Source organism: Cupriavidus sp. 01L45 (genome assembly GCF_056399885.1).
In genome coordinates this window covers 95,895-112,701 of sequence record NZ_JBFTSG010000004.1, presented here as the reverse complement: position 1 = coordinate 112,701, position 16,807 = coordinate 95,895, and the positions used below count along the sequence as shown (strand labels likewise).

The 16,807-nt window shown below is 64.1% G+C and carries 28 protein-coding genes; all 28 read left to right on the top strand.

Annotated elements, in window-relative coordinates:
• The first annotated feature begins 29 nt into the window (after nt 1–29).
• Complete coding sequence (locus tag AC1DT6_RS04145; protein ID WP_477114481.1) at nt 30–329, top strand: hypothetical protein; 300 nt, start codon at nt 30–32, stop codon at nt 327–329.
• Nucleotides 326–1,153 carry a hypothetical protein gene (locus AC1DT6_RS04140; protein ID WP_477114480.1) on the top strand — a complete coding sequence of 276 codons (828 nt, stop codon included), beginning with the start codon at nt 326–328 and terminating at the stop codon, nt 1,151–1,153. Before AC1DT6_RS04145 ends, AC1DT6_RS04140 begins: the two co-directional genes overlap by 4 nt.
• The gene (locus tag AC1DT6_RS04135) at nt 1,140–1,793 is read left to right on the top strand and encodes a DUF6475 domain-containing protein (RefSeq protein ID WP_477114479.1); all 654 of its coding nucleotides are present in this window, start codon (nt 1,140–1,142) and stop codon (nt 1,791–1,793) included. The genes AC1DT6_RS04140 and AC1DT6_RS04135 overlap by 14 nt, the downstream gene beginning before the upstream one ends.
• Before the next feature lie 247 nt (nt 1,794–2,040).
• The gene (locus tag AC1DT6_RS04130) at nt 2,041–2,214 is read left to right on the top strand and encodes a hypothetical protein (RefSeq protein ID WP_477114478.1); all 174 of its coding nucleotides are present in this window, start codon (nt 2,041–2,043) and stop codon (nt 2,212–2,214) included.
• A complete protein-coding gene (locus AC1DT6_RS04125) occupies nt 2,211–2,657 on the top strand; it encodes a hypothetical protein (protein ID WP_477114477.1) in 447 nt (148 codons plus the stop codon). Before AC1DT6_RS04130 ends, AC1DT6_RS04125 begins: the two co-directional genes overlap by 4 nt.
• A complete protein-coding gene (locus AC1DT6_RS04120; protein WP_477114476.1) occupies nt 2,657–2,944 on the top strand; it encodes a hypothetical protein in 288 nt (95 codons plus the stop codon). The genes AC1DT6_RS04125 and AC1DT6_RS04120 overlap by 1 nt, the downstream gene beginning before the upstream one ends.
• Nucleotides 2,944–3,459 (top strand): hypothetical protein, encoded by a 516-nt coding sequence (locus AC1DT6_RS04115; RefSeq protein WP_477114475.1) that lies wholly within the window; start codon nt 2,944–2,946, stop codon nt 3,457–3,459. The genes AC1DT6_RS04120 and AC1DT6_RS04115 overlap by 1 nt, the downstream gene beginning before the upstream one ends.
• The gene (locus AC1DT6_RS04110; protein WP_477114474.1) at nt 3,456–3,674 is read left to right on the top strand and encodes a hypothetical protein; all 219 of its coding nucleotides are present in this window, start codon (nt 3,456–3,458) and stop codon (nt 3,672–3,674) included. The genes AC1DT6_RS04115 and AC1DT6_RS04110 overlap by 4 nt, the downstream gene beginning before the upstream one ends.
• 36 nt (nt 3,675–3,710) lie before the next feature.
• On the top strand, nt 3,711–4,100 hold the full coding sequence (locus AC1DT6_RS04105; RefSeq protein WP_477114473.1) for a hypothetical protein: 390 nt from the start codon (nt 3,711–3,713) through the stop codon (nt 4,098–4,100).
• Between the two features lie 59 nt (nt 4,101–4,159).
• Nucleotides 4,160–4,474, top strand: coding sequence for a hypothetical protein (locus AC1DT6_RS04100; RefSeq protein ID WP_477114472.1), 315 nt, complete (start codon nt 4,160–4,162; stop codon nt 4,472–4,474).
• On the top strand, nt 4,467–4,820 hold the full coding sequence (locus AC1DT6_RS04095; RefSeq protein WP_477114471.1) for a hypothetical protein: 354 nt from the start codon (nt 4,467–4,469) through the stop codon (nt 4,818–4,820). The genes AC1DT6_RS04100 and AC1DT6_RS04095 overlap by 8 nt, the downstream gene beginning before the upstream one ends.
• The gene (locus tag AC1DT6_RS04090) at nt 4,813–5,187 is read left to right on the top strand and encodes a hypothetical protein (protein ID WP_477114470.1); all 375 of its coding nucleotides are present in this window, start codon (nt 4,813–4,815) and stop codon (nt 5,185–5,187) included. Before AC1DT6_RS04095 ends, AC1DT6_RS04090 begins: the two co-directional genes overlap by 8 nt.
• A 17-nt stretch (nt 5,188–5,204) precedes the next feature.
• The gene (locus AC1DT6_RS04085) at nt 5,205–5,948 is read left to right on the top strand and encodes a phage antirepressor KilAC domain-containing protein (RefSeq protein ID WP_477114469.1); all 744 of its coding nucleotides are present in this window, start codon (nt 5,205–5,207) and stop codon (nt 5,946–5,948) included.
• Nucleotides 5,945–6,319, top strand: coding sequence for a phage protein NinX family protein (locus AC1DT6_RS04080; protein ID WP_477114468.1), 375 nt, complete (start codon nt 5,945–5,947; stop codon nt 6,317–6,319). The genes AC1DT6_RS04085 and AC1DT6_RS04080 overlap by 4 nt, the downstream gene beginning before the upstream one ends.
• Nucleotides 6,316–6,711: a hypothetical protein gene (locus AC1DT6_RS04075; RefSeq protein WP_477114467.1), complete on the top strand. Its 396-nt coding sequence runs from the start codon at nt 6,316–6,318 to the stop codon at nt 6,709–6,711. Before AC1DT6_RS04080 ends, AC1DT6_RS04075 begins: the two co-directional genes overlap by 4 nt.
• Nucleotides 6,708–7,124 (top strand): hypothetical protein, encoded by a 417-nt coding sequence (locus AC1DT6_RS04070; protein WP_477114466.1) that lies wholly within the window; start codon nt 6,708–6,710, stop codon nt 7,122–7,124. Before AC1DT6_RS04075 ends, AC1DT6_RS04070 begins: the two co-directional genes overlap by 4 nt.
• 178 nt (nt 7,125–7,302) lie before the next feature.
• On the top strand, nt 7,303–7,527 hold the full coding sequence (locus AC1DT6_RS04065) for a hypothetical protein (protein WP_477114465.1): 225 nt from the start codon (nt 7,303–7,305) through the stop codon (nt 7,525–7,527).
• Nucleotides 7,528–7,569: 42 nt separating this feature from the next.
• A complete protein-coding gene (locus AC1DT6_RS04060) occupies nt 7,570–7,872 on the top strand; it encodes a hypothetical protein (protein ID WP_477114464.1) in 303 nt (100 codons plus the stop codon).
• A 76-nt stretch (nt 7,873–7,948) separates the two neighbouring features.
• Nucleotides 7,949–8,239: a hypothetical protein gene (locus AC1DT6_RS04055; protein WP_477114463.1), complete on the top strand. Its 291-nt coding sequence runs from the start codon at nt 7,949–7,951 to the stop codon at nt 8,237–8,239.
• A gap of 1 nt (nt 8,240) precedes the next feature.
• Nucleotides 8,241–9,107, top strand: coding sequence for a Gp49 family protein (locus AC1DT6_RS04050; protein WP_477114462.1), 867 nt, complete (start codon nt 8,241–8,243; stop codon nt 9,105–9,107).
• The gene (locus AC1DT6_RS04045; RefSeq protein WP_477114461.1) at nt 9,104–9,769 is read left to right on the top strand and encodes a transglycosylase SLT domain-containing protein; all 666 of its coding nucleotides are present in this window, start codon (nt 9,104–9,106) and stop codon (nt 9,767–9,769) included. The genes AC1DT6_RS04050 and AC1DT6_RS04045 overlap by 4 nt, the downstream gene beginning before the upstream one ends.
• Before the next feature lie 13 nt (nt 9,770–9,782).
• Nucleotides 9,783–10,073: a hypothetical protein gene (locus tag AC1DT6_RS04040; protein ID WP_477114460.1), complete on the top strand. Its 291-nt coding sequence runs from the start codon at nt 9,783–9,785 to the stop codon at nt 10,071–10,073.
• A 5-nt stretch (nt 10,074–10,078) separates the two neighbouring features.
• A complete protein-coding gene (locus AC1DT6_RS04035; RefSeq protein ID WP_477114459.1) occupies nt 10,079–10,405 on the top strand; it encodes a hypothetical protein in 327 nt (108 codons plus the stop codon).
• Between the two features lie 195 nt (nt 10,406–10,600).
• Nucleotides 10,601–10,984: a hypothetical protein gene (locus tag AC1DT6_RS04030; protein WP_477114458.1), complete on the top strand. Its 384-nt coding sequence runs from the start codon at nt 10,601–10,603 to the stop codon at nt 10,982–10,984.
• A gap of 29 nt (nt 10,985–11,013) precedes the next feature.
• Nucleotides 11,014–11,910 (top strand): terminase small subunit, encoded by an 897-nt coding sequence (locus AC1DT6_RS04025; protein WP_477114457.1) that lies wholly within the window; start codon nt 11,014–11,016, stop codon nt 11,908–11,910.
• Nucleotides 11,867–13,339, top strand: a complete 1,473-nt coding sequence (locus tag AC1DT6_RS04020) for a terminase large subunit domain-containing protein (RefSeq protein ID WP_477114456.1) — start codon at nt 11,867–11,869, stop codon at nt 13,337–13,339. The genes AC1DT6_RS04025 and AC1DT6_RS04020 overlap by 44 nt, the downstream gene beginning before the upstream one ends.
• A 22-nt stretch (nt 13,340–13,361) precedes the next feature.
• Nucleotides 13,362–15,443: a portal protein gene (locus AC1DT6_RS04015; RefSeq protein WP_477114455.1), complete on the top strand. Its 2,082-nt coding sequence runs from the start codon at nt 13,362–13,364 to the stop codon at nt 15,441–15,443.
• A complete protein-coding gene (locus AC1DT6_RS04010) occupies nt 15,440–16,798 on the top strand; it encodes a hypothetical protein (protein WP_477114454.1) in 1,359 nt (452 codons plus the stop codon). The genes AC1DT6_RS04015 and AC1DT6_RS04010 overlap by 4 nt, the downstream gene beginning before the upstream one ends.
• The last annotated feature ends 9 nt before the right edge of the window (nt 16,799–16,807 follow it).

Below are 16,807 nucleotides of genomic sequence, written 5' to 3'. Positions count from 1 at the left end.
TTAAGAAGAAGAGGCCGAAGCGCCGGCCGATGGCTGAGCGCCGCTATGCGCTGGCCTGCCGCGGTGAGCCTTGCTACCTGCTGATCCCGGGCGCGCCGGGTCACCGCCTGGATTCCGTCGTGCCTTGCCACTCCAACAGCCTGAGCGACAACAAGGGTATGGGGATCAAGGCAGACGAGGAAAAGACGGTGCCCGGCTGTGGCTGGTGCCACCACCAGATCGACCAGGGCAACCGCCTTTCCAAGGAAGAGCGCCGCGCCTACTGGGAGGACGCCTACCAGCGATGGGTGCCCGTACGCACTGTGAAACTGGCAGGAGCAGGGGAATGAGTTCAAAGCAATTGCCTTGGTTCCGCATGTACACCGAGGCCGTGGACGACGAGAAGCTGCGCCTGCTCGCGTTCGAGGACCGCTGGCACTTCATCGCGCTGCTGTGCTGCAAGGGGCAGGGTGTTCTGGATGACGACGGCCCGCTGATGTTCCGCAAGGTCGCAGTCAAGTTGGGGCTCGATGTTCGCACCCTGGAAGACGTTGCGCGGCGCCTTGCAGAGGTCGGCGTGCTGGACGAAAAGACGCTGCAGCCGATCGCATGGGACGAGCGCCAAATGCGCTCCGACTCAAGCACCGACCGTGTCCGCGCCTATCGAGAACGCATGAAACAGGCATGTAACGTTTCCGAAACGTTACTGGAACAGGAAGGAAACGTCACCGTAACGGCCCAAGAAGTAGAGGTAGATAAAGAGGTAGAGGTAGATAAAGAAGACTCAGTGGTTAAGAAAGGTCGTAGGCGTTCGGCTTCGCCGTCCACCGACGCCAGCAAGGCCACGCGTCTCCCGAAGGATTGGCTACTGCCTCGCTCATGGGGAGCATGGGCGATGGGTGAACAACCAACCTGGAGCGTCGAATATACCCGCCGCATTGGCGAGAAGTTCCGCGACCACTGGCACGCCGAGGGTGGTGCCAAAGCGCGCAAGGTTGACTGGGAAGCCACCTGGCGCAACTGGGTCCGCCGCGAAGGCCCGACGCCCGCCGGTGTAGCGGGAGGTGGTCCGCCCGGAGCGATGAACAAGCAGGAAGCCCTAGAGGCGCAGAACCGCGCCGTTGCCGAACGACTCGCCAAGAAACTCCAAGGGGAAAACCATGCAGACGAGTGACACCACCACATTCCTTGCCCTGATCGGCAACGTCTACGCCTTCTACCGTCAGGACTTCTCTGACTTCGCCGGCCAGGTATGGCTACAGGCCATGCGCCCATTCGACCTTGAGGCAATCTCCGAGTCCTTGAGTCGGCACTGCGTGAACCCAGATGCTGGCCAGTTCATGCCCAAGCCGGCAGACATCGTGCGCATGCTGCAGGGCTCGACGCAGGATAGCGCCCTGGCGGCCTGGGCGAAGCTGGACCGCGCCGTGCGCACCGTGGGTACGTATCGCTCCGTCGCCTTCGACGACGCGCTGATCCACCGCGTGGTGATGGAGATGGGTGGTTGGATCGAGTTCGGCCGCAAGACCGAGGACGAATGGCCGTTCGTGCGCAACGAGTTCGTCAACCGTTACCGCGGCTACCGCATGCGCAGCGAAACGCCGGAATTCCCGCCGCACCTGATCGGCATGACCGAGGCGCAGAACGCGAAAGCCGGCTTCGCCTTCGAGGCGCCGCTGCTGCTGGGCGACGCCGCCAAGGCCGCGAATGTACGTGCGTGCGGCTCTGCCGTGCCGCTACTGAGCGTCACGACCGTGGCGCAGCTGGCGGCGAATTCGGTGGCGGCCCTGCCTGACGCAAGGAGGCAGGCGTGAGCGGCCCGGGCCCCGTCCGCTGCATCACCTGCCAGCACTTCACCCTCAAGCCCAGGGCCGGGGAAGACGAGTTCTTGCGCCAATCGGACAGAGAGCATGCCCGTCTGGGTATGGGGCGTTGCCTGAAGGACGAACTTACGCGCCGGTGGCATCCGGCAGAGAGCGAGCGGCAGTGCGACATGCATGCCGCGATCAGCGAAGAGCAGGCGGCCGCGCGCCGCGATTGGATCAAGGGGAGGGCATCAACGTGACGAAGGACGAGCGCGAAATTATCGAGGCAGCAAAGCAACTTGTTGCCGTCAAGGGCCGCTACCACACGGAGCAAGCATTTCGGCGCCTCGCGGCAGCTGTTACCCGAACCAAGAAGGTCGAGCAGGTCATCGAGGCCGCGAAGCTCAATGAACAGGGCGTTGAGGTATGAGTGCCGCCATCCGCTGGTCACCGGAACAACTGGCCGCGCACCAGGCACGCCAACCCAAGCCTATCGCTTCGAAAGCCGATCGCGCGGCGGCGGCACTGAAGCGCATGCAGGCAAAGGGCCGGCTGCCGCGCGGCACGATGAACAAGACTGAGGCCCGATATTCGATCTACCTGGACCAGCAGAAACTGGCCGGCGCGGTCCTGTGGTGGAACTTCGAGGGCATCAAGCTGATGCTCGCCAAGAACACTTCGATCACGGTCGACTTCGCAGTGATGCCGGACACCGGGATTCTGGAGATGCGGGACGTGAAGGCCACGAAAGAGGCTATTACGGACGATGCGCGCGCCAAGATGAAAGTGGCGGCCGCCATGTACCCATTTGTTTTCAAGTTCGTCTACCCGGCAGGGAAGGGTAGCGAGGGCTGGATCGAGGAGGAAATCTGATGGACTGCAATCAATCTGTGCCGGCGGAGCCCATCGGAAAGCAGGTGCTGGTGGTGGGCGGGGAAAGAGAGCGCCGCGCGGCCCTGCGGATCGCTCAGGTGCTGGGCATGACCATGGCGATGGCCCCGGGCGTCAACCTGTTCGCCGCGCTCGGACCACCGCGCCGGCTGACCCGCGAGGAAGCGATCGAGGCATTCAAGCCCAGCGCCGAAGACCTGCGCCGCCAGGCAGCAGCCGATGCAAAGCGCGCCCGCCGTGCCGCAAAACTCATGAAGACGAGGGCGTGATGGCCGCAAACAAGAAGCGCCAGGGCAAGAAGTACCACCCGCGCGAGGTGCGCCGCGACATCGCCGTGCTGCTCTTCGAGGGCGATTCCCCGCTGCCGGACCACCAGCGCGCGAGCCTGCTCATGGCCGTGCACGGGAGCGCCCTGGCCCTCGTCCAGGGCGACGCCCCGCGCCAGGAATGGCACTCCATCGTGAGCGCGCTGAACATCACGCAGTTGCTCTGCGAGAAGGCCGGCAACTCGCACGTGGGCCTGGAGACAGTTGCGGCAGCGCAAAACGCCATGATCGCCGTGGGCGAGCGCTGCCACCGCGTGGGGCGGCTGGGCGTATCGGGCGACGAGATTCGGGCGATCAACAACGCGATCGCTCTCTACGAGCAGCTTCTGGAGACGGTCACCAAGCGCCAATACACCCGAGCAATCGAGGAAGGATTGCGGCGCCTGGAGGCGGGCGACGTGATCAAGTTGCAGCGCGCGGGCACGCCGCGCATGACACCGGCGGGGCTGGCCGCATGATCGCGGCGCTCCCGGTCCGCACCGAGCAGCGCGAGGGCGTGACCTATGCCCAGGCCATGGAGGTATTCGACAGGTACTTCACCGAGGGGCGCTGCCAAGCCGTTCCGACCATCGCGCATGAGATGGGCATCCCATACGAGACCGCGTGCCGAGTCTTGGGCGGCCATATTTGGCCGGCGGCGTATCGGTACTGGCTGGACAAGGTACTTCCATAAGAATCGGCGCCGTCTGGCGCCTCAACGGAGAAATTGATGAGCAAACTGTTTTTCGTGACAAGCCAGGCCGGACACGGCGAAACCCACTTCGGGATCGGCTTCCGCACGCCCGAGACCTTGCGCACGCAGGAAGAGGCGCAGGCCAAGGCGGACAAGCTGAACGAGGTGTGGGCGAAGCTGGACGCGCAGGTAAAGCGCGACAACCTGCGCCTGTCGCGCGTGATCTCCGGCGGATTCTGGGTGTCACCCGTGGACGAGTTCAACGACATGGCGCCTGCCGAGGTGCTGCACGGCACGTCGTTCAAGCAGCGCCGCGAGCCGCTGACGCGCTTCCAGCAATCCCTGCTGGACGAGCCATTCCAGAACCGCCTCGCCCGTGTCCTGGATCAGATCGAGGCGCCGGACGCCGCAAGCATTATTTCGTGATCGTGAAATTATCCCGGCGCCGCGCGGCGCCATAACGCAGCACCCAAAGGACACGTGATATGGAACAAAAGAGCGCACTGGCCGCATCCCTGCTCGCCGCCGAGCCGGTGCTTTATCCGAAGCGGAAATTCACCTTCATTTTCTCGCACGAGACCATGGGTGATGAGGTGCTAGGCGACAGATTGCAAGTCGCATTTACTGAATACCACGCAGCCGGGCAAGAGCATGACCGCAAGTTCTGGGAGGGGAGGCTTGAATCTGATTTCGACTGGACGGACTTCGCTGCCAGCAATGGCGTCCGTATTCAGGCGTTCTATGCCATCACCAAATTCCCCGATGAGGTGCAGGCTGATGTTCAGGCAACCCATGGCTGATCTCGACCTGATTGAGGCCGCCGCCCGCGCCGCCGGCTACGAGGTACGCCGGTACCGCGTGCGCGAGCTGGAGGTGGTGCACGTCAAGGTGGACGGCCAGTGGGCGCAGTTCGATTCCCTGCGTTGGGATGGCGACGCCTTCCGCCTGCTGGCCGACTGCAAGCTGTCTGTTCGGGTCGGCGAAGCGCTCGTCTTTGCCATCGCCTGCCCGGGCGGTGAGGCTCTGACTTGCATTGAGGAATTGGATGGCAACCCGGCCGCGGCCGTGCGCCTGGCAATCACTCGCGCCGCTGAGGCGCTGTATAGCTACCGAGCCGCCGCGCGGCAGGAGGAAACCAATGTTTGACCGCTACAGCATCAACACCAGCCCGCGACATGTCTCCGTGAGCGTTACCGAGCAGCGTGCCCCGACTGATGAATCCGTAAAGATGCTCCGCGAGATGGAGGAAGCGGTGCAGAAGCGGCTGCTGGACGCCGTGCGGGTAAATGATTCCGGCTTCGAGGCTGTGATCCACGTCAACAAAAATCCCTACAACGACACCACGGACCTGCTCGCCGTGTTTTCGCTGAATGGGAGGAAGCAGACGGCGACATACCGTGCTGAGCGGGGCTGCACCACCCAAGAGGCGGCTATCGGCCTGCGCGATGYGGTGGCGCAGCAGATAGCCAACGCGATCGCGCCGGCTTTCGCGGCTGCCAAGTTCCGGCTTTAGCCTGGGGGACTACCAGTATGAATGAACTCATCTCTGTAGTTGGGCGCATCATCGGCGCGGAGCAGGTCCAGGCCGTCAACGCGCGCGACCTTTACACCTTCCTTGGAATCGGGAGGGACTTCTCTACCTGGGTGAAGGTCCAGATCGAGCGCGCCCGCCTCCAGCAGGGGCGCGACTTTGAGGTTTTCACCCAGAAAGGGGAAAACCTATCTGGTGGCCGGCCGGCGACGGAGTACTGCCTCACGCTCGACGCGGGCAAGCATATCGCCATGATGAGCGGCACCGACAAGGGCTTCGAGGTGCGCGAGTACTTCATGCAGTGCGAGCGCCGCGCGCAGCTGCTGGCCCGGTCCGTGGCGATTCCTCAGACCCTGCCGGAGGCTCTTCGCCTGGCTGCCGACGAGGCGGAGAAGCGCGCCGCAGTCGAGGCGCAACTGGCTATCGCTGCGCCCAAGGTAGCCGCCCTGGATCGGATCGCTGGCGCGGACGGCATGCTGAACCTGACTGGCGCCGCCAAGGCCCTGCAACAGCAGCCCGTGAAGTTCTGCGAGAGCCTGCGGCAACTGGGCTGGATCTACCGCCGCGCCGGCGGAAAGAGCAACGTCGCCTACCAGGACAAGATCCAGGCGGGCTACCTGACGCACAAGACCACGACAGTCACGCGGAACGACGGAACGGAGAAGATCTGCGAGCAGGTGCTGGTGACACCGAAGGGGCTCACGAAGCTGGCGGTACTGATTGGCGCGGAGGTGTCGGCATGAAGGTATCGGAACTGGAAGGGGCGAAGCTGGATTTGTGGGTGGCTCGCGCTGAGGGCAAGTGCCACACCCAGAATCCTGGCGAGTGGGGGCTGGCCGGTATCAATGAGCTTGGCAGGCTGTCCATCGCAAAAGTGTCGTGGAATTGCGCTCGCTACTTTGAGCCGTCGAAAAACTGGGCGCAAGGCGGCCCGATCATCGAGCGGGAGCGTCCTGAGCTAGTCCCTTGCTGGCCGGCATCGTATGGAGGCTGGTACGCACGATCCCGGCACCGCCCCTGCGATGGGGATCAGTACTACGGTGAGACTGCGTTGATCGCCGCCATGCGCGCCTACGTGGCCAGCAAGTTCGGCGACGAGGTGTCGGCAGAATGAACCGGCCCGCGAAACCGGACCCGTGCATCCAGTGCGGCGCGCCCAGCAGCAGGCTGTGCGACTTCTGCATCGGGTGGCCCATTGCCGAGTATGTCCGCGTCGGCCAGCCCAGCGAGAATCGATTCATGGCGCTGGTCGGGACCAATGGGGCCGGCGAGGCCCCATTACCGTTCACCTGTGACGCGCCGCTGTGCGACCGCTGCACCAAGGAAGTCGGGCGCATTCACATGTCCGGCAAGAGCGGGATGGTCGATCCGATTGACCGCTGCCCGCAGCACGCCGGCGATATTGCGGGAGAGCGCATAGTTCCTATGACCGAGGAAGAGGCCGGGGTGATCCGTCGCGACGTCTGGGCGCGGTATCGGCGCCAGAAGTTCAGCAAGGTAGGGTGATGGAGCTTTACCGGGAATTCGTCCTTCGCGGCCGCGCCGACTGGGCCGAGGTGGTATCCACCGTCCGTGCGGCAGCTCCTTACATGGCGGAGCGCGGCCGTCCGCTAAGGCTGATCCTTGCGGATGAGGGCGCAGACCGCTTGGAAGAGCAGATCCGCGCCTACTGGAAAGCCGTCATTGAGCCAATCGCCGATCAGGTGGTGGTGGATGGCCAGCGCTTCAGCCCGCGCGCGTGGCATAAGCACATGAAGAGCCGATTCCTGCCTCCGGTCGAATTGCGCATGCCTGACGGCACTGTTGCAGAAATTGAACCATCTATTGCACGCGGCGAGATTACAATCGCGCGCATGGCGGAATTCACGCGGGAAGTCGAGGCGCATGCCGCGGCGGATCTCGGCGTGATCTTCGACTAGAGCCAGAGCGGGAAAACCCGCCGGGCATTGATGGGGTGTTTTGTTGATCCGGGTCCCTTTTTCGGGGGGGGCGGGAATGGGAGCGTATGCAAGGCGATATGCCGCGCTGGAGGCTGCGGGCCAACTAGCATTTCACTTTGAATGGCGGGCGCAGACCCACCGGGACAAGGTTCTGGCGGTGCTGGCCGAAGCCGATACCTTTTTGATCGGGCAGGAAGTGGCGCGCCGCGCCGGCCTGCCATACAAGGCAGCGCTTGATGCGCTGACCTACCTCTACAACGACGCCAAGATAGCGCGCTCGGGCCGAAAGTTCACGGCGCGTTGGGGACACATCAGTCTGCGCATGCGGGAGACTGGGCATACCGGGCTTGAGGGTTTTTTCCGCACACTCGCCCTTCGGTAGCGGGTGGGATGCATATAGAATTGACCCCTTACTGGAGAGATTATGGACGAGCAGACCTCGCTGGCCGTGCAGGCGTACCGGGATGGCTACGATACCGCTCGCAAGGAGCGCGACTACGATCCCATGGCAAGCGACGCGGTGTGCGCCCTAGAAGAAGAGGCGTGGCAAGCTGCGCGTCAAGCGCCCGCAGAGGTTGCGGTGCCCATCGCCTGGCGGGTCCGGATTGGAGATTCTGACCGATGGGCTTACGCTGAAGACGAAACGGATGCGGATTTCTGGGGCAAGCAATCTGGCATGAAATATGAAAAGCAGCCGCTCTATGCCGCCGCTCCCACACCAAAATAATCCCTCCTGACCTAGGCCGCCTCGAATAGTTCGCCGGCCCATACCATCGTCTCATTCCTAACCGAGTGAGGCGATCATGCCCCGATTCCCCAAGAGCTACGCACTACAGGACCGCCTGCGCATGGCGGTCTGGCTGCTGTTCGGCTTGGCTTTCTACGTTGCAGTGCTGCTGATCGACGGCAACCGCCTCCCGACCGTACAGGTCACGCTGCAGAAGCTCGGCCACGTCACCACCTTTGCGTGGGTGGGCTACTGGATCGCCCGAAACGCCATTGGCCGCGTACACGCTGCCAGCACTGCCCAAGATCGCCTGGCTCGCGCCGTAATCATTGCTGGCGTGATCATCGCTGGCCTGACGGGGCTTTGACATGACGCGAATCACTCCCGCCGACATTGAGGCGGCCATCGCCAGCGAGCACTATTTCACGGCGCAGGACGGAGTTCGCGGCGCGCATGGCGAGCGCGGCTCGGATCGAGGTCGCCCCGAACTTCGCCTGCTGACGTTCTGTGTACTCGTCCTGCGCAATGGCCATCGCGTCGTGGGCACCAACTACGGCCCGGTAGATCCGGCGCTGTTCAATGCCGAGATGGCGCAAGACGAGGCTCGCAAGGATGCCGTCAGCCAAGTCTGGCCGCTACTGGGCTATGAATTGCGCACCAAGCTAGCCGCGATGCCGACAGGGACCGTGCCCGCTGAAGCCGATAAGACCCGCTGCCAAGCCGACAAGACCTGGTGCGAAGCCGCCATCCCCTGGTGCGAAGCCGCTAAGGCATCAGCCGTAACGGCAGCGGCGAGCGCAGAGACCGCCGCAGCAAGCGTGCAAGAAGCATCCGCATCTGCCCGCAACGCCATTGGCAACGTGCAAGCGGCCATCCTGCGGGAGCCATTGACCCTGTCCGGCTACGCCGACACCAGCGCCCCCACAAGCGCACGCAAGGCCGCTGAGCCCCTGCCGCTCAAGGATTCGCCGCTCCACTGGAAGCCTCGCGTCGGCAACCAGGTCACGGTGAAGGGCTACATCGCCAATGGAACCGACGAGCACCCGGGCCTGATCACCCGCGTGCACGGCGCAGGGCAGGGCGCTTTCGCCAACGTGACGGCATTCCCCGACCTGCAATCGCCCAAGATCTTCAGCAGCATCCCGGTCTACAGCAGCCGGGCCGCCGCCGACGCCGATATCCCCGGCGCTACCCGCCGCCGGGACGGCTACGCTTACCTGCAGGCCGAGCAATGAGCACGCGCGCATCCCACGCCAAAAAGCAGGCCGCCCCCGCCAGCCCACGGGCAGGGATGCGCGGCGGTGCCCTCGCAGCCTTGGCCCTGATCCTCGCGCTGTACCTGTTCGCGCTGACCGCCGCCGCCCAGGTCCCGCCGGCTGCGAACCAGTACCGTCAGCTTATCGCCCGCGAGACGGCTTTCCGCTTCGGTGTGGCCGGCCCGGTGCCCGTGATCGCCGCCCAGATCATGCAGGAGAGCAAGTTCAACCCGCTGGCGCGCAGCCAGGTAGGCGCGCAGGGCCTGATGCAGTTCATGCCGGCCACCGCCACGTGGGCGGGCCAGGCTGGCGTCGATGGTCCCGTGCAGCCCCTGAACCCGCAATGGTCGATCCGCGCCGGGGTCTGGTACGACCGCTGGATCTACGACCGGGTGAGGACTGCAGCGAGCGAGTGCGACCGATGGGCATTCGTCCTGCAGTCCTATAACTCCGGCCTCGGCTGGGTCTACAAGCGCCAGAAGCTATCGAGCCAGCCCGGCAACTACGCCGCCACGGGCGTGATTAATCCCGGTGTGCACCCCGCTAGCCAGCGCGAGGCGCAGGGCTACGCGCCGGTGATCATGGGGCGCTGGCAGCCACTCTTTAAAACCTGGGGCCGTCCGGTCCCGTTTCCGTGCTGAAAAGGAGATTCAAATGAGCTACTCATTAGCAGTAAAAGCCGCCACCAAGGCCGAAGCCCGCGCCGCTGTCGAGGCCAAGTTCGACGCCGATGTGGTCGCCCACCAGCCGGTGCATGCCCGTGACAAGGCTGCCGTGCTGGCCAACGTGGACGCGGCCCTGGGCCTGCTGGCCGACGACCCAACCAAGGATGTGGCGATCAGCGTGAACGGCTACGTGTCGTGGCAGACCGCTGAGCCACAGGACGTCGTGCCGCTGACCTCCGTCGGCATCACCTGTGGCGTCGGTCTGGCCAACCGCGAGTAATGCAAATGTGGCGAGCGATCATTTCCGTCACGATCTGGCGCGCGGCGCTCTTGATCCTCGCTGCCTTCCTTGTTGGCACGGCCGGCGGCGCGCTGTACATGGCCATGCGCCAGTCCGCCCAGCAGGCGGCCGCCAAGCCGGTAGAGAAGGCGGTCGACAAGGCCGTGGCCGTCACCGACAACGCCCAGGTTAAGCAACTCCAGACCCAACTAGCCGCCGCGAAGAGCGAGGCGACCGCATTCAAAACCAAACTCGACGAGGCCGCCCGTGCGAATCCTGCTCCTACTCAGTGCCGTCTTTCTGACAGCCTGCGGGACGACCTTAACCGTTAAGTTCCCGCCCGTGCCGGCCGCTCTCAAAGAGCCGTGCGGCAGCTCTATTTTCAATCCGCTCACAACTGCCGACCAGTACGACCTAGCCGCGCGCTTAGGAGAGGCAAAGGAATACGGTAAGACCTGCGCCGCCAGATTCGACCGCCTGCTTGACGCTGTGAACGCCCGCGAGGCCATTGCCCTGGAGATTTCCCGATGAGCCCGCCGGCCACTACCCCCGAATCCGATCTGCTGATCGAGTACCGCCTGTCGCAGCTGGAGCGCGCTGTCACGAAACTGGTGGAGCAGAACGCCACCATCATCGCCATGGAGCAGCGCCACCTGGAGACGAGAGAGGCGCTGGAGCGCGCATTCAAGGCCATGAAGGAGGGGGACGAGCGGAACCGCAGGGCGGACGAGGCTCTGGACGGTCGAATCCGCGTCATTGAAACCGAGATGCCGACCATGCGCCTGGTTCGCGGCTGGGTGATCGCCGGCATGCTGGCCGTGATAGCCGCCTCAGGCACGGTCGTGCTGGACACGGTCCGCAAGTCCTATGCGCCGCAGTCAGTCGCCACCCAGCAGCCCCGCACCGGCTGAGCCCGAACCCCACCAGAAAGGAAGCCACCGTGAGCAATACCGGTTCGCCCTCCGATAAGAGGCGCGCTGTGGAACCCAAGGAAGCCGCCAAGCCGGCACCCAAGAAGCCTGCCGCCCGTAAGCCCGCAACGAAGAGGGCACCTGACACTCGAAAGCGCCCCGCCGGCAAGAAGGTACCCAAGGTCAGGAAGGCGACCAGCAAGCCCGCCAGCGCGCCGGAAGTCCTGACTGAGAAGGCGCAGCGCTTTGTCGACGAGTACATCATTGACCTGAACGGCACGCAAGCTGCCATCCGTGCGGGATACAGCACACGCTCGGCCAAAGCCATCGCGGCGGAGAACTTGACGAAACCCGTCATCGTGGCCGCTATTCAGGCTGCAATGGACGCGCGCGCCGAACGAACGCAGATCACCGCCGACCAGGTGCTCAAGCGCTGGCACCAGATCGCATTCGCCGACGTCAACGACCTGATCGAGTACCGCCGCGTCTGCTGCAGGCATTGCCACGGCGTCGGCCACCAGTACCAATGGGTCGATGAAGCCGAGTATCAGCGCGTGCTGGCCTGCATCGTGGCCGACGCAGACAAGGATGGCCCGCCGCCTGCGCTCCCCACGGTTGAGGGCGGCTTTGGCTTCAATCCCAAGGCTGACCCGCACGAAGGTTGTCCGGAATGCCACGGCGAAGGCCACGGCGCGCCTCACATCCACGACACCCGGAAACTAAAGCCTGGTGCACGCGCCCTATACGCCGGCGTCAAGATCACCAAGGATGGCATCGAAGTGAAGATGCAAGACCAGGGCAAGGCGCTGGAAAACATCGCTCGCCACCTGAAGATGTTCGTCGACAAGACGGAGCTCACCGTAATCACCGACCTTAGCGACGATGACCTTGACGCCCGAATTCTTGGCTACGCTGCCAAGGGCTGAGCGCATCGAGCTGCTGGCGCTTCTGGAGGAAAAGAAGCGACGGGCGGACCGGCGAAAGCTGTACTCGTACCGCCCCTACGGGAAGCAGAAGGAGTTTCACGCCGCCGGCGCCAGCTTCTCCGAACGGCTGTTCATGGCCGGCAACCAGCTCGGCAAGACCTGGTCCGGCGCCTATGAGACGGCCATGCACCTGACCGGGGAGTATCCGGATTGGTGGACTGGCCGCCGCTTCGATGAGCCGATCCGGGCAATGGCTGGCTCGGAGTCGGCGGAACTGACCACGAAAGGCGTGCAGCGCCTGCTGGTCGGGCCGCCAGAAGCGCAGGATCAATGGGGAACCGGCGCGATCCCGGGTGACAGGATCATCAGGATCACGAAGAAGCCGGGCGTGCCCAACGCCATCGACTCAATTTCAGTCAAGCACAAGAGTGGTGGCACGTCCGTCCTGAAGCTGAACAGCTACGACCAGGGCCGAACGAAATGGCAGGCCGACACCGTGCATCTGGTGTGGTTCGATGAAGAGCCGCCATACAGCCTGTATTTCGAGGGCATCACCCGGACGAACGTGACGAAGGGCATCGTTTTCCTGACCTTCACGCCCCTGATGGGCATGTCCGAGACGGTCCGCCGCTTCTATCCGAGGCCAGCATTCGATGGCTGCACCACCATTCGGATGACGATCGAGGATGTTGAGCACTACACGCCGGAAGAGCGAGCCAACATCATCGCCAAGTATCCGGCGCATGAGCGTGACGCGCGGACGAAGGGCATCCCGACGCTGGGCTCCGGCCGGATCTTCCCGCTAGCCGACGAGGAAGTGCAGTACGACGCCGAGCAGATCATCCTGCCAGACCACTGGCCACGCATCGGCGGCATCGACTTCGGTTGGGACCACCCGACCGCGGCCGTCTGGATGGCATGGGACCGCGACACGGACACGATCTATGTGTACGACTGCCACCGCCAGAAGGAAGGCACACCGGAAGTCCACGCACCTGCCCTCAAGCGCCAGGGCGACTGGATGCCGTTCGCCTGGCCGCATGACGGCCTACAGCATGACAAAGGCTCCGGCGTCCAGCTGGCCGAACTGTACCGCCAGCAGAAGATCCAGATGCTCTGGGAGCGCGCGCAGTACGAAGAAACGGGTACGGAAGGTGAGACGGAAGCCAGCCGGGTCAGTGTCGAGCGCGGCCTGATGGACATGTTGCAGCGCATGCGCAACGGGAAATTCAAGGTCGCTAAGCACCTGAACGACTGGTACGAGGAATTCCGGACGTACCACCGCAAGGACGGGAAGGTCGTCAAGTTGGACGACGACTTGATGTCAGCCACGCGCTACGCCATGGTCATGCTGCGCTTCGCCTCTGTGCCGCCGGTACCGACTCGAATTGATAACGCACGCCGAGAATACGATTGGCGCGCTGGTTGAGCGGCGCCATGGAGATTCCCGAATGCCGACTGGCGACACCCAGCTATCCAGCGATACCTTTTCCCCTGATGAGACCGTCAGCGGGAAGGGTGCCGGCCGCGTCGACGGCGACATCGAGCGCAGCAACAAGCAGCCGGATGAGCTAAAGGACGAGGCGCTGAGCCGCAAGCAGGTCGAGAACTTCCTGTTTGAACTCAAGCACCAGCCCAATTGGCGCCGCGAGGCGGACAAGTGCGCCGACTACTACGACGGTAACCAGCTTGACGCCGCCACGATGGAGATCCTGAAGGATCGCGGACAGCCGCCCCTGATCACGAACCTGATCAAGCCGACGATTGATACCGTCTTGGGTATGGAGGCGAAGACCCGCACGGACTGGCTGGTCCGCAGCGAGGACGACGGCATCACGAACCCGGAGATGGCCGAGGCCTTGAGCCTCAAGCTCAAGCACGCGGAGACTGAGACGCGCGCCGATCGCGCCTGCTCGGACGCCTATGCTGCGCAGTGCAAAACGGGCGTCGGCTGGGTGGAAGTCAGTCGCGAGAGCGACCCATTCAAGTTCCCATACCGCGCCAAGTACGTCCACCGCCGCGAGATCTCGTGGGACTGGCGCTCGCAGGAATCTGACCTCTCCGACGCCAAATGGCTGATCCGCCGGCGCTGGATGGATGTCGATGCCGCGATCGCCAAGATGCCCGAGTATGCGGAACTGCTGCGCCAGTGCATCAGCGGCTGGGCGGGCTTCGATCCGATCCACTCGCAGGACACCGGCCTGGTCAATTCCTGCATGACCGAGCGCGATACCAGCCTGGAGGATCAGGACTGGCGCGATACGGTGCGCCGGCGCGTCTGCCTCTATGAGATCTGGTACCGCAAGTGGGTGTCCGGCTACGTCATCCGCCTGCCGAGCGGCCGCGCGATCGAGGCCGACTTCAACAACCCGAAGCACTCCACCGCCATCCTGGCCGGCGTGGTCAAGGTAGAGAAGCGCGTCTTCGAGAAGATCCGCCTTGCCTGGTACTGCGGACCCCACTTCCTCTATGACGTGCCGAGCCCGTACAAGCACGGGATGTTCCCGTATGCGCCCTTTTTCGGCTTCCGGGAAGACCTGACCCTATCTCCCTACGGCCTGATCCGCGCCATGCTCAGCCCGCAGGACGAGATCAATGCGCGGAAGAGCAAGAATCTGTGGCTGCTGAACTCGCGCCGGGTGGTCGCAGACGCGGATGCTGTCGACGACCATGAGCAGACTCGCCGCGAGGTTGCTCGGCCGGACGCATACACGATCCTGAAGAGGGGGCGTGCGCCGACGAGCCGCTTCGAGGTGAGCTATGGCGGCGAACTCGCGGCCCAGCAGTTCCAGGCCATGCAAGAGGCGAAGCAGGAGATCGCCGAGAGCAGCGGCATCCACAAGACCATGATGGGCCAGCAGTCCGGCGCGAACTCCGGCCTGGCCATCAACTCACTGGTCGAGCAGGGCTTAAACACCCTCGGCGAGACGAACGACAACTACCGCTTCGCCCGCCGCATGGTCGGCGAAATGCTGTTCAGCATGATGCTGGAGGACATGGAGGGCCGCCAAGTCGCGGTGCAGGTTGGCGACGGCAAGCGCAAGCGCGTCATCGTGCTGAACCAGCAAGCCGTCGACGAGCAGACCGGCCAGCCGACCGTCATCAACGACACCTCCCGCGTGCGCGCCAAGGTGGTGCTCGACGATATCCCGTCATCGCCAACCTTCCGCCTGCAGCAGGGCCAAATGCTCACGCAACTGACGCAGGGCCTGCCGAAGGAACTGCAAGCCGTCCTGGTTCCATTCCTAGTCGAGCAGATGGACATGCCGAACAAGGCCCAGATCGTCGACGAGCTACGCCAGCGCCTCGGCTTGCTGGACGAAGCCGCGCAGGAAGAAGCCGCAAAGGCCAAGGCACAGCAAGAGCAGGAGATGCAGACCATGCAGAAGCGCCTCGCCACCCTTGAGGCAGCCGACACAGCCGCCGGCATCCGGTTCAAGAACGCCCAGGCCGACAAACTGGAAGCCGAAACCGCCCAGATCGGCATGAAGCCAGCCGAATACACCCAGTTCGCAACGAGTGAGCAGCAATGAGCATTCCAACCTGCGCAGTCAGCGTAAAGCTGTACGATCAGAACGCCCAGGCCGTAGCCGGGGCATCGATCACCGCTCAGCTTGACCGCTACGAGATCCACAACGGCTTTGTGGTGCCGCAGATCGTCGAGGCAGTCACCGATGCATTCGGGGAATGCACGCTGGCCCTGTGGCCAAACTCGCTTGGCTCCCAGTCCTCCAACTACAAAATCAAGGTTCAGCCGACCGACGCGAAAGGCTACAGCACCATCGCCATGGTGCCGGACGCGCTGACGGCCAACCTGTCCGATATCGCGCAACTCCCCGAGATCCCTGGCAAGTCGGACTTTCAGGACTTCTTCGAGCAAGCGGAAGGCCTGGCTACCGACCTGGTGAACAGCGCCAATGCCGCGAAGATCGCCGCCCAGGCCGCACAGACTGCCGCCGCCGGCAGTGCCACGGCCGCGGCTGCCAGCGCCACTAGCGCAGGAACAGAGGCTGCGGCAGCGCTTGCATCGTCTCAGTCTGCTCAGCAGAGCGCCAACGATGCAGCCGCTTCGCTGGTCAATGCCACTACCCAGGCAACCGCATCGTCCGCGAGCGCTACCGCAGCCGCCGGCAGCGCGGCCACGGCGACGACCAAGGCGGGTGAGGCTTCGGCCAGCGCTGGCGCGGCGTCGACGTCAGCTGGTGCGGCTTCTGCCTCTGCAACCTCCGCCGCGACCAGCGAGACCAATGCCGGCGCCTCGGCGACTGCTGCGGCAGGCTCCGCCACGTCTGCGTTGACCAGCGCGGGCACGGCCACCACCCAAGCCGGGAATGCCGCCACGAGCGCAACGGCAGCAGCAGGATCGGCAGCGACCGCCGGCACGCAGGCAGGCAATGCCTCTGCCAGCGCCACGGCAGCGGCTGGGAGCGCTACGGCGGCCAGCACCAGTGCAGCGAATGCAGGAAATAGCGCGACAGCAGCGGGCACAAGCGCAACGAATGCCGCGAATAGTGCAACAGCAGCGGCCGGCAGTGCGACGGGCGCAGCCACGGCCAAGACTGCCGCAGAGGCCGCGCGCGACCTTGCTCAAAGCTACGCCAGTTCGACCGCCCCCACGATCACCAAGCCCGGCGACGCAGCCGTCACGACGGGCCGCGTGGTCAATACGATCGTCATCTACGACGCGCCGATCTCTGCGACTCGCACGATCACGCTGAACGCTACAGATCCCGTGGCTGGCGATACGGTGCGCATCACCCGCACGGCAGCAGCTACCGGCGCTTTCAATCTCGCCGTCGGCGCGCTCAAGAATCTCACGCCAGGCCAGTTCGCTCACGCTACCTACGACGGCGCGGCCTGGGTACTTACCGCCTACGGCAGCCTGTAACGACACCCT

Excerpts from the sequence above, each read along its gene's own strand:
- AC1DT6_RS04110 (WP_477114474.1), top strand. The coding sequence starts at position 3,456 with ATGATCGCGGCGCTCCCGGTCCGCACCGAGCAGCGCGAGGGCGTGACC.
- AC1DT6_RS04050 (WP_477114462.1), top strand. The coding sequence starts at position 8,241 with ATGACGCGAATCACTCCCGCCGACATTGAGGCGGCCATCGCCAGCGAG.
- AC1DT6_RS04145 (WP_477114481.1), top strand. The coding sequence starts at position 30 with ATGGCTGAGCGCCGCTATGCGCTGGCCTGCCGCGGTGAGCCTTGCTAC.
- AC1DT6_RS04125 (WP_477114477.1), top strand. The coding sequence starts at position 2,211 with ATGAGTGCCGCCATCCGCTGGTCACCGGAACAACTGGCCGCGCACCAG.
- AC1DT6_RS04080 (WP_477114468.1), top strand. The coding sequence starts at position 5,945 with ATGAAGGTATCGGAACTGGAAGGGGCGAAGCTGGATTTGTGGGTGGCT.
- AC1DT6_RS04120 (WP_477114476.1), top strand. The coding sequence starts at position 2,657 with ATGGACTGCAATCAATCTGTGCCGGCGGAGCCCATCGGAAAGCAGGTG.
- AC1DT6_RS04115 (WP_477114475.1), top strand. The coding sequence starts at position 2,944 with ATGGCCGCAAACAAGAAGCGCCAGGGCAAGAAGTACCACCCGCGCGAG.
- AC1DT6_RS04015 (WP_477114455.1), top strand. The coding sequence starts at position 13,362 with ATGCCGACTGGCGACACCCAGCTATCCAGCGATACCTTTTCCCCTGAT.
- AC1DT6_RS04045 (WP_477114461.1), top strand. The coding sequence starts at position 9,104 with ATGAGCACGCGCGCATCCCACGCCAAAAAGCAGGCCGCCCCCGCCAGC.
- AC1DT6_RS04135 (WP_477114479.1), top strand. The coding sequence starts at position 1,140 with ATGCAGACGAGTGACACCACCACATTCCTTGCCCTGATCGGCAACGTC.
- AC1DT6_RS04010 (WP_477114454.1), top strand. The coding sequence starts at position 15,440 with ATGAGCATTCCAACCTGCGCAGTCAGCGTAAAGCTGTACGATCAGAAC.
- AC1DT6_RS04085 (WP_477114469.1), top strand. The coding sequence starts at position 5,205 with ATGAATGAACTCATCTCTGTAGTTGGGCGCATCATCGGCGCGGAGCAG.
- AC1DT6_RS04030 (WP_477114458.1), top strand. The coding sequence starts at position 10,601 with ATGAGCCCGCCGGCCACTACCCCCGAATCCGATCTGCTGATCGAGTAC.
- AC1DT6_RS04105 (WP_477114473.1), top strand. The coding sequence starts at position 3,711 with ATGAGCAAACTGTTTTTCGTGACAAGCCAGGCCGGACACGGCGAAACC.
- AC1DT6_RS04060 (WP_477114464.1), top strand. The coding sequence starts at position 7,570 with ATGGACGAGCAGACCTCGCTGGCCGTGCAGGCGTACCGGGATGGCTAC.
- AC1DT6_RS04100 (WP_477114472.1), top strand. The coding sequence starts at position 4,160 with ATGGAACAAAAGAGCGCACTGGCCGCATCCCTGCTCGCCGCCGAGCCG.
- AC1DT6_RS04020 (WP_477114456.1), top strand. The coding sequence starts at position 11,867 with ATGACCTTGACGCCCGAATTCTTGGCTACGCTGCCAAGGGCTGAGCGC.
- AC1DT6_RS04140 (WP_477114480.1), top strand. The coding sequence starts at position 326 with ATGAGTTCAAAGCAATTGCCTTGGTTCCGCATGTACACCGAGGCCGTG.
- AC1DT6_RS04095 (WP_477114471.1), top strand. The coding sequence starts at position 4,467 with ATGGCTGATCTCGACCTGATTGAGGCCGCCGCCCGCGCCGCCGGCTAC.
- AC1DT6_RS04075 (WP_477114467.1), top strand. The coding sequence starts at position 6,316 with ATGAACCGGCCCGCGAAACCGGACCCGTGCATCCAGTGCGGCGCGCCC.
- AC1DT6_RS04040 (WP_477114460.1), top strand. The coding sequence starts at position 9,783 with ATGAGCTACTCATTAGCAGTAAAAGCCGCCACCAAGGCCGAAGCCCGC.
- AC1DT6_RS04055 (WP_477114463.1), top strand. The coding sequence starts at position 7,949 with ATGCCCCGATTCCCCAAGAGCTACGCACTACAGGACCGCCTGCGCATG.
- AC1DT6_RS04035 (WP_477114459.1), top strand. The coding sequence starts at position 10,079 with ATGTGGCGAGCGATCATTTCCGTCACGATCTGGCGCGCGGCGCTCTTG.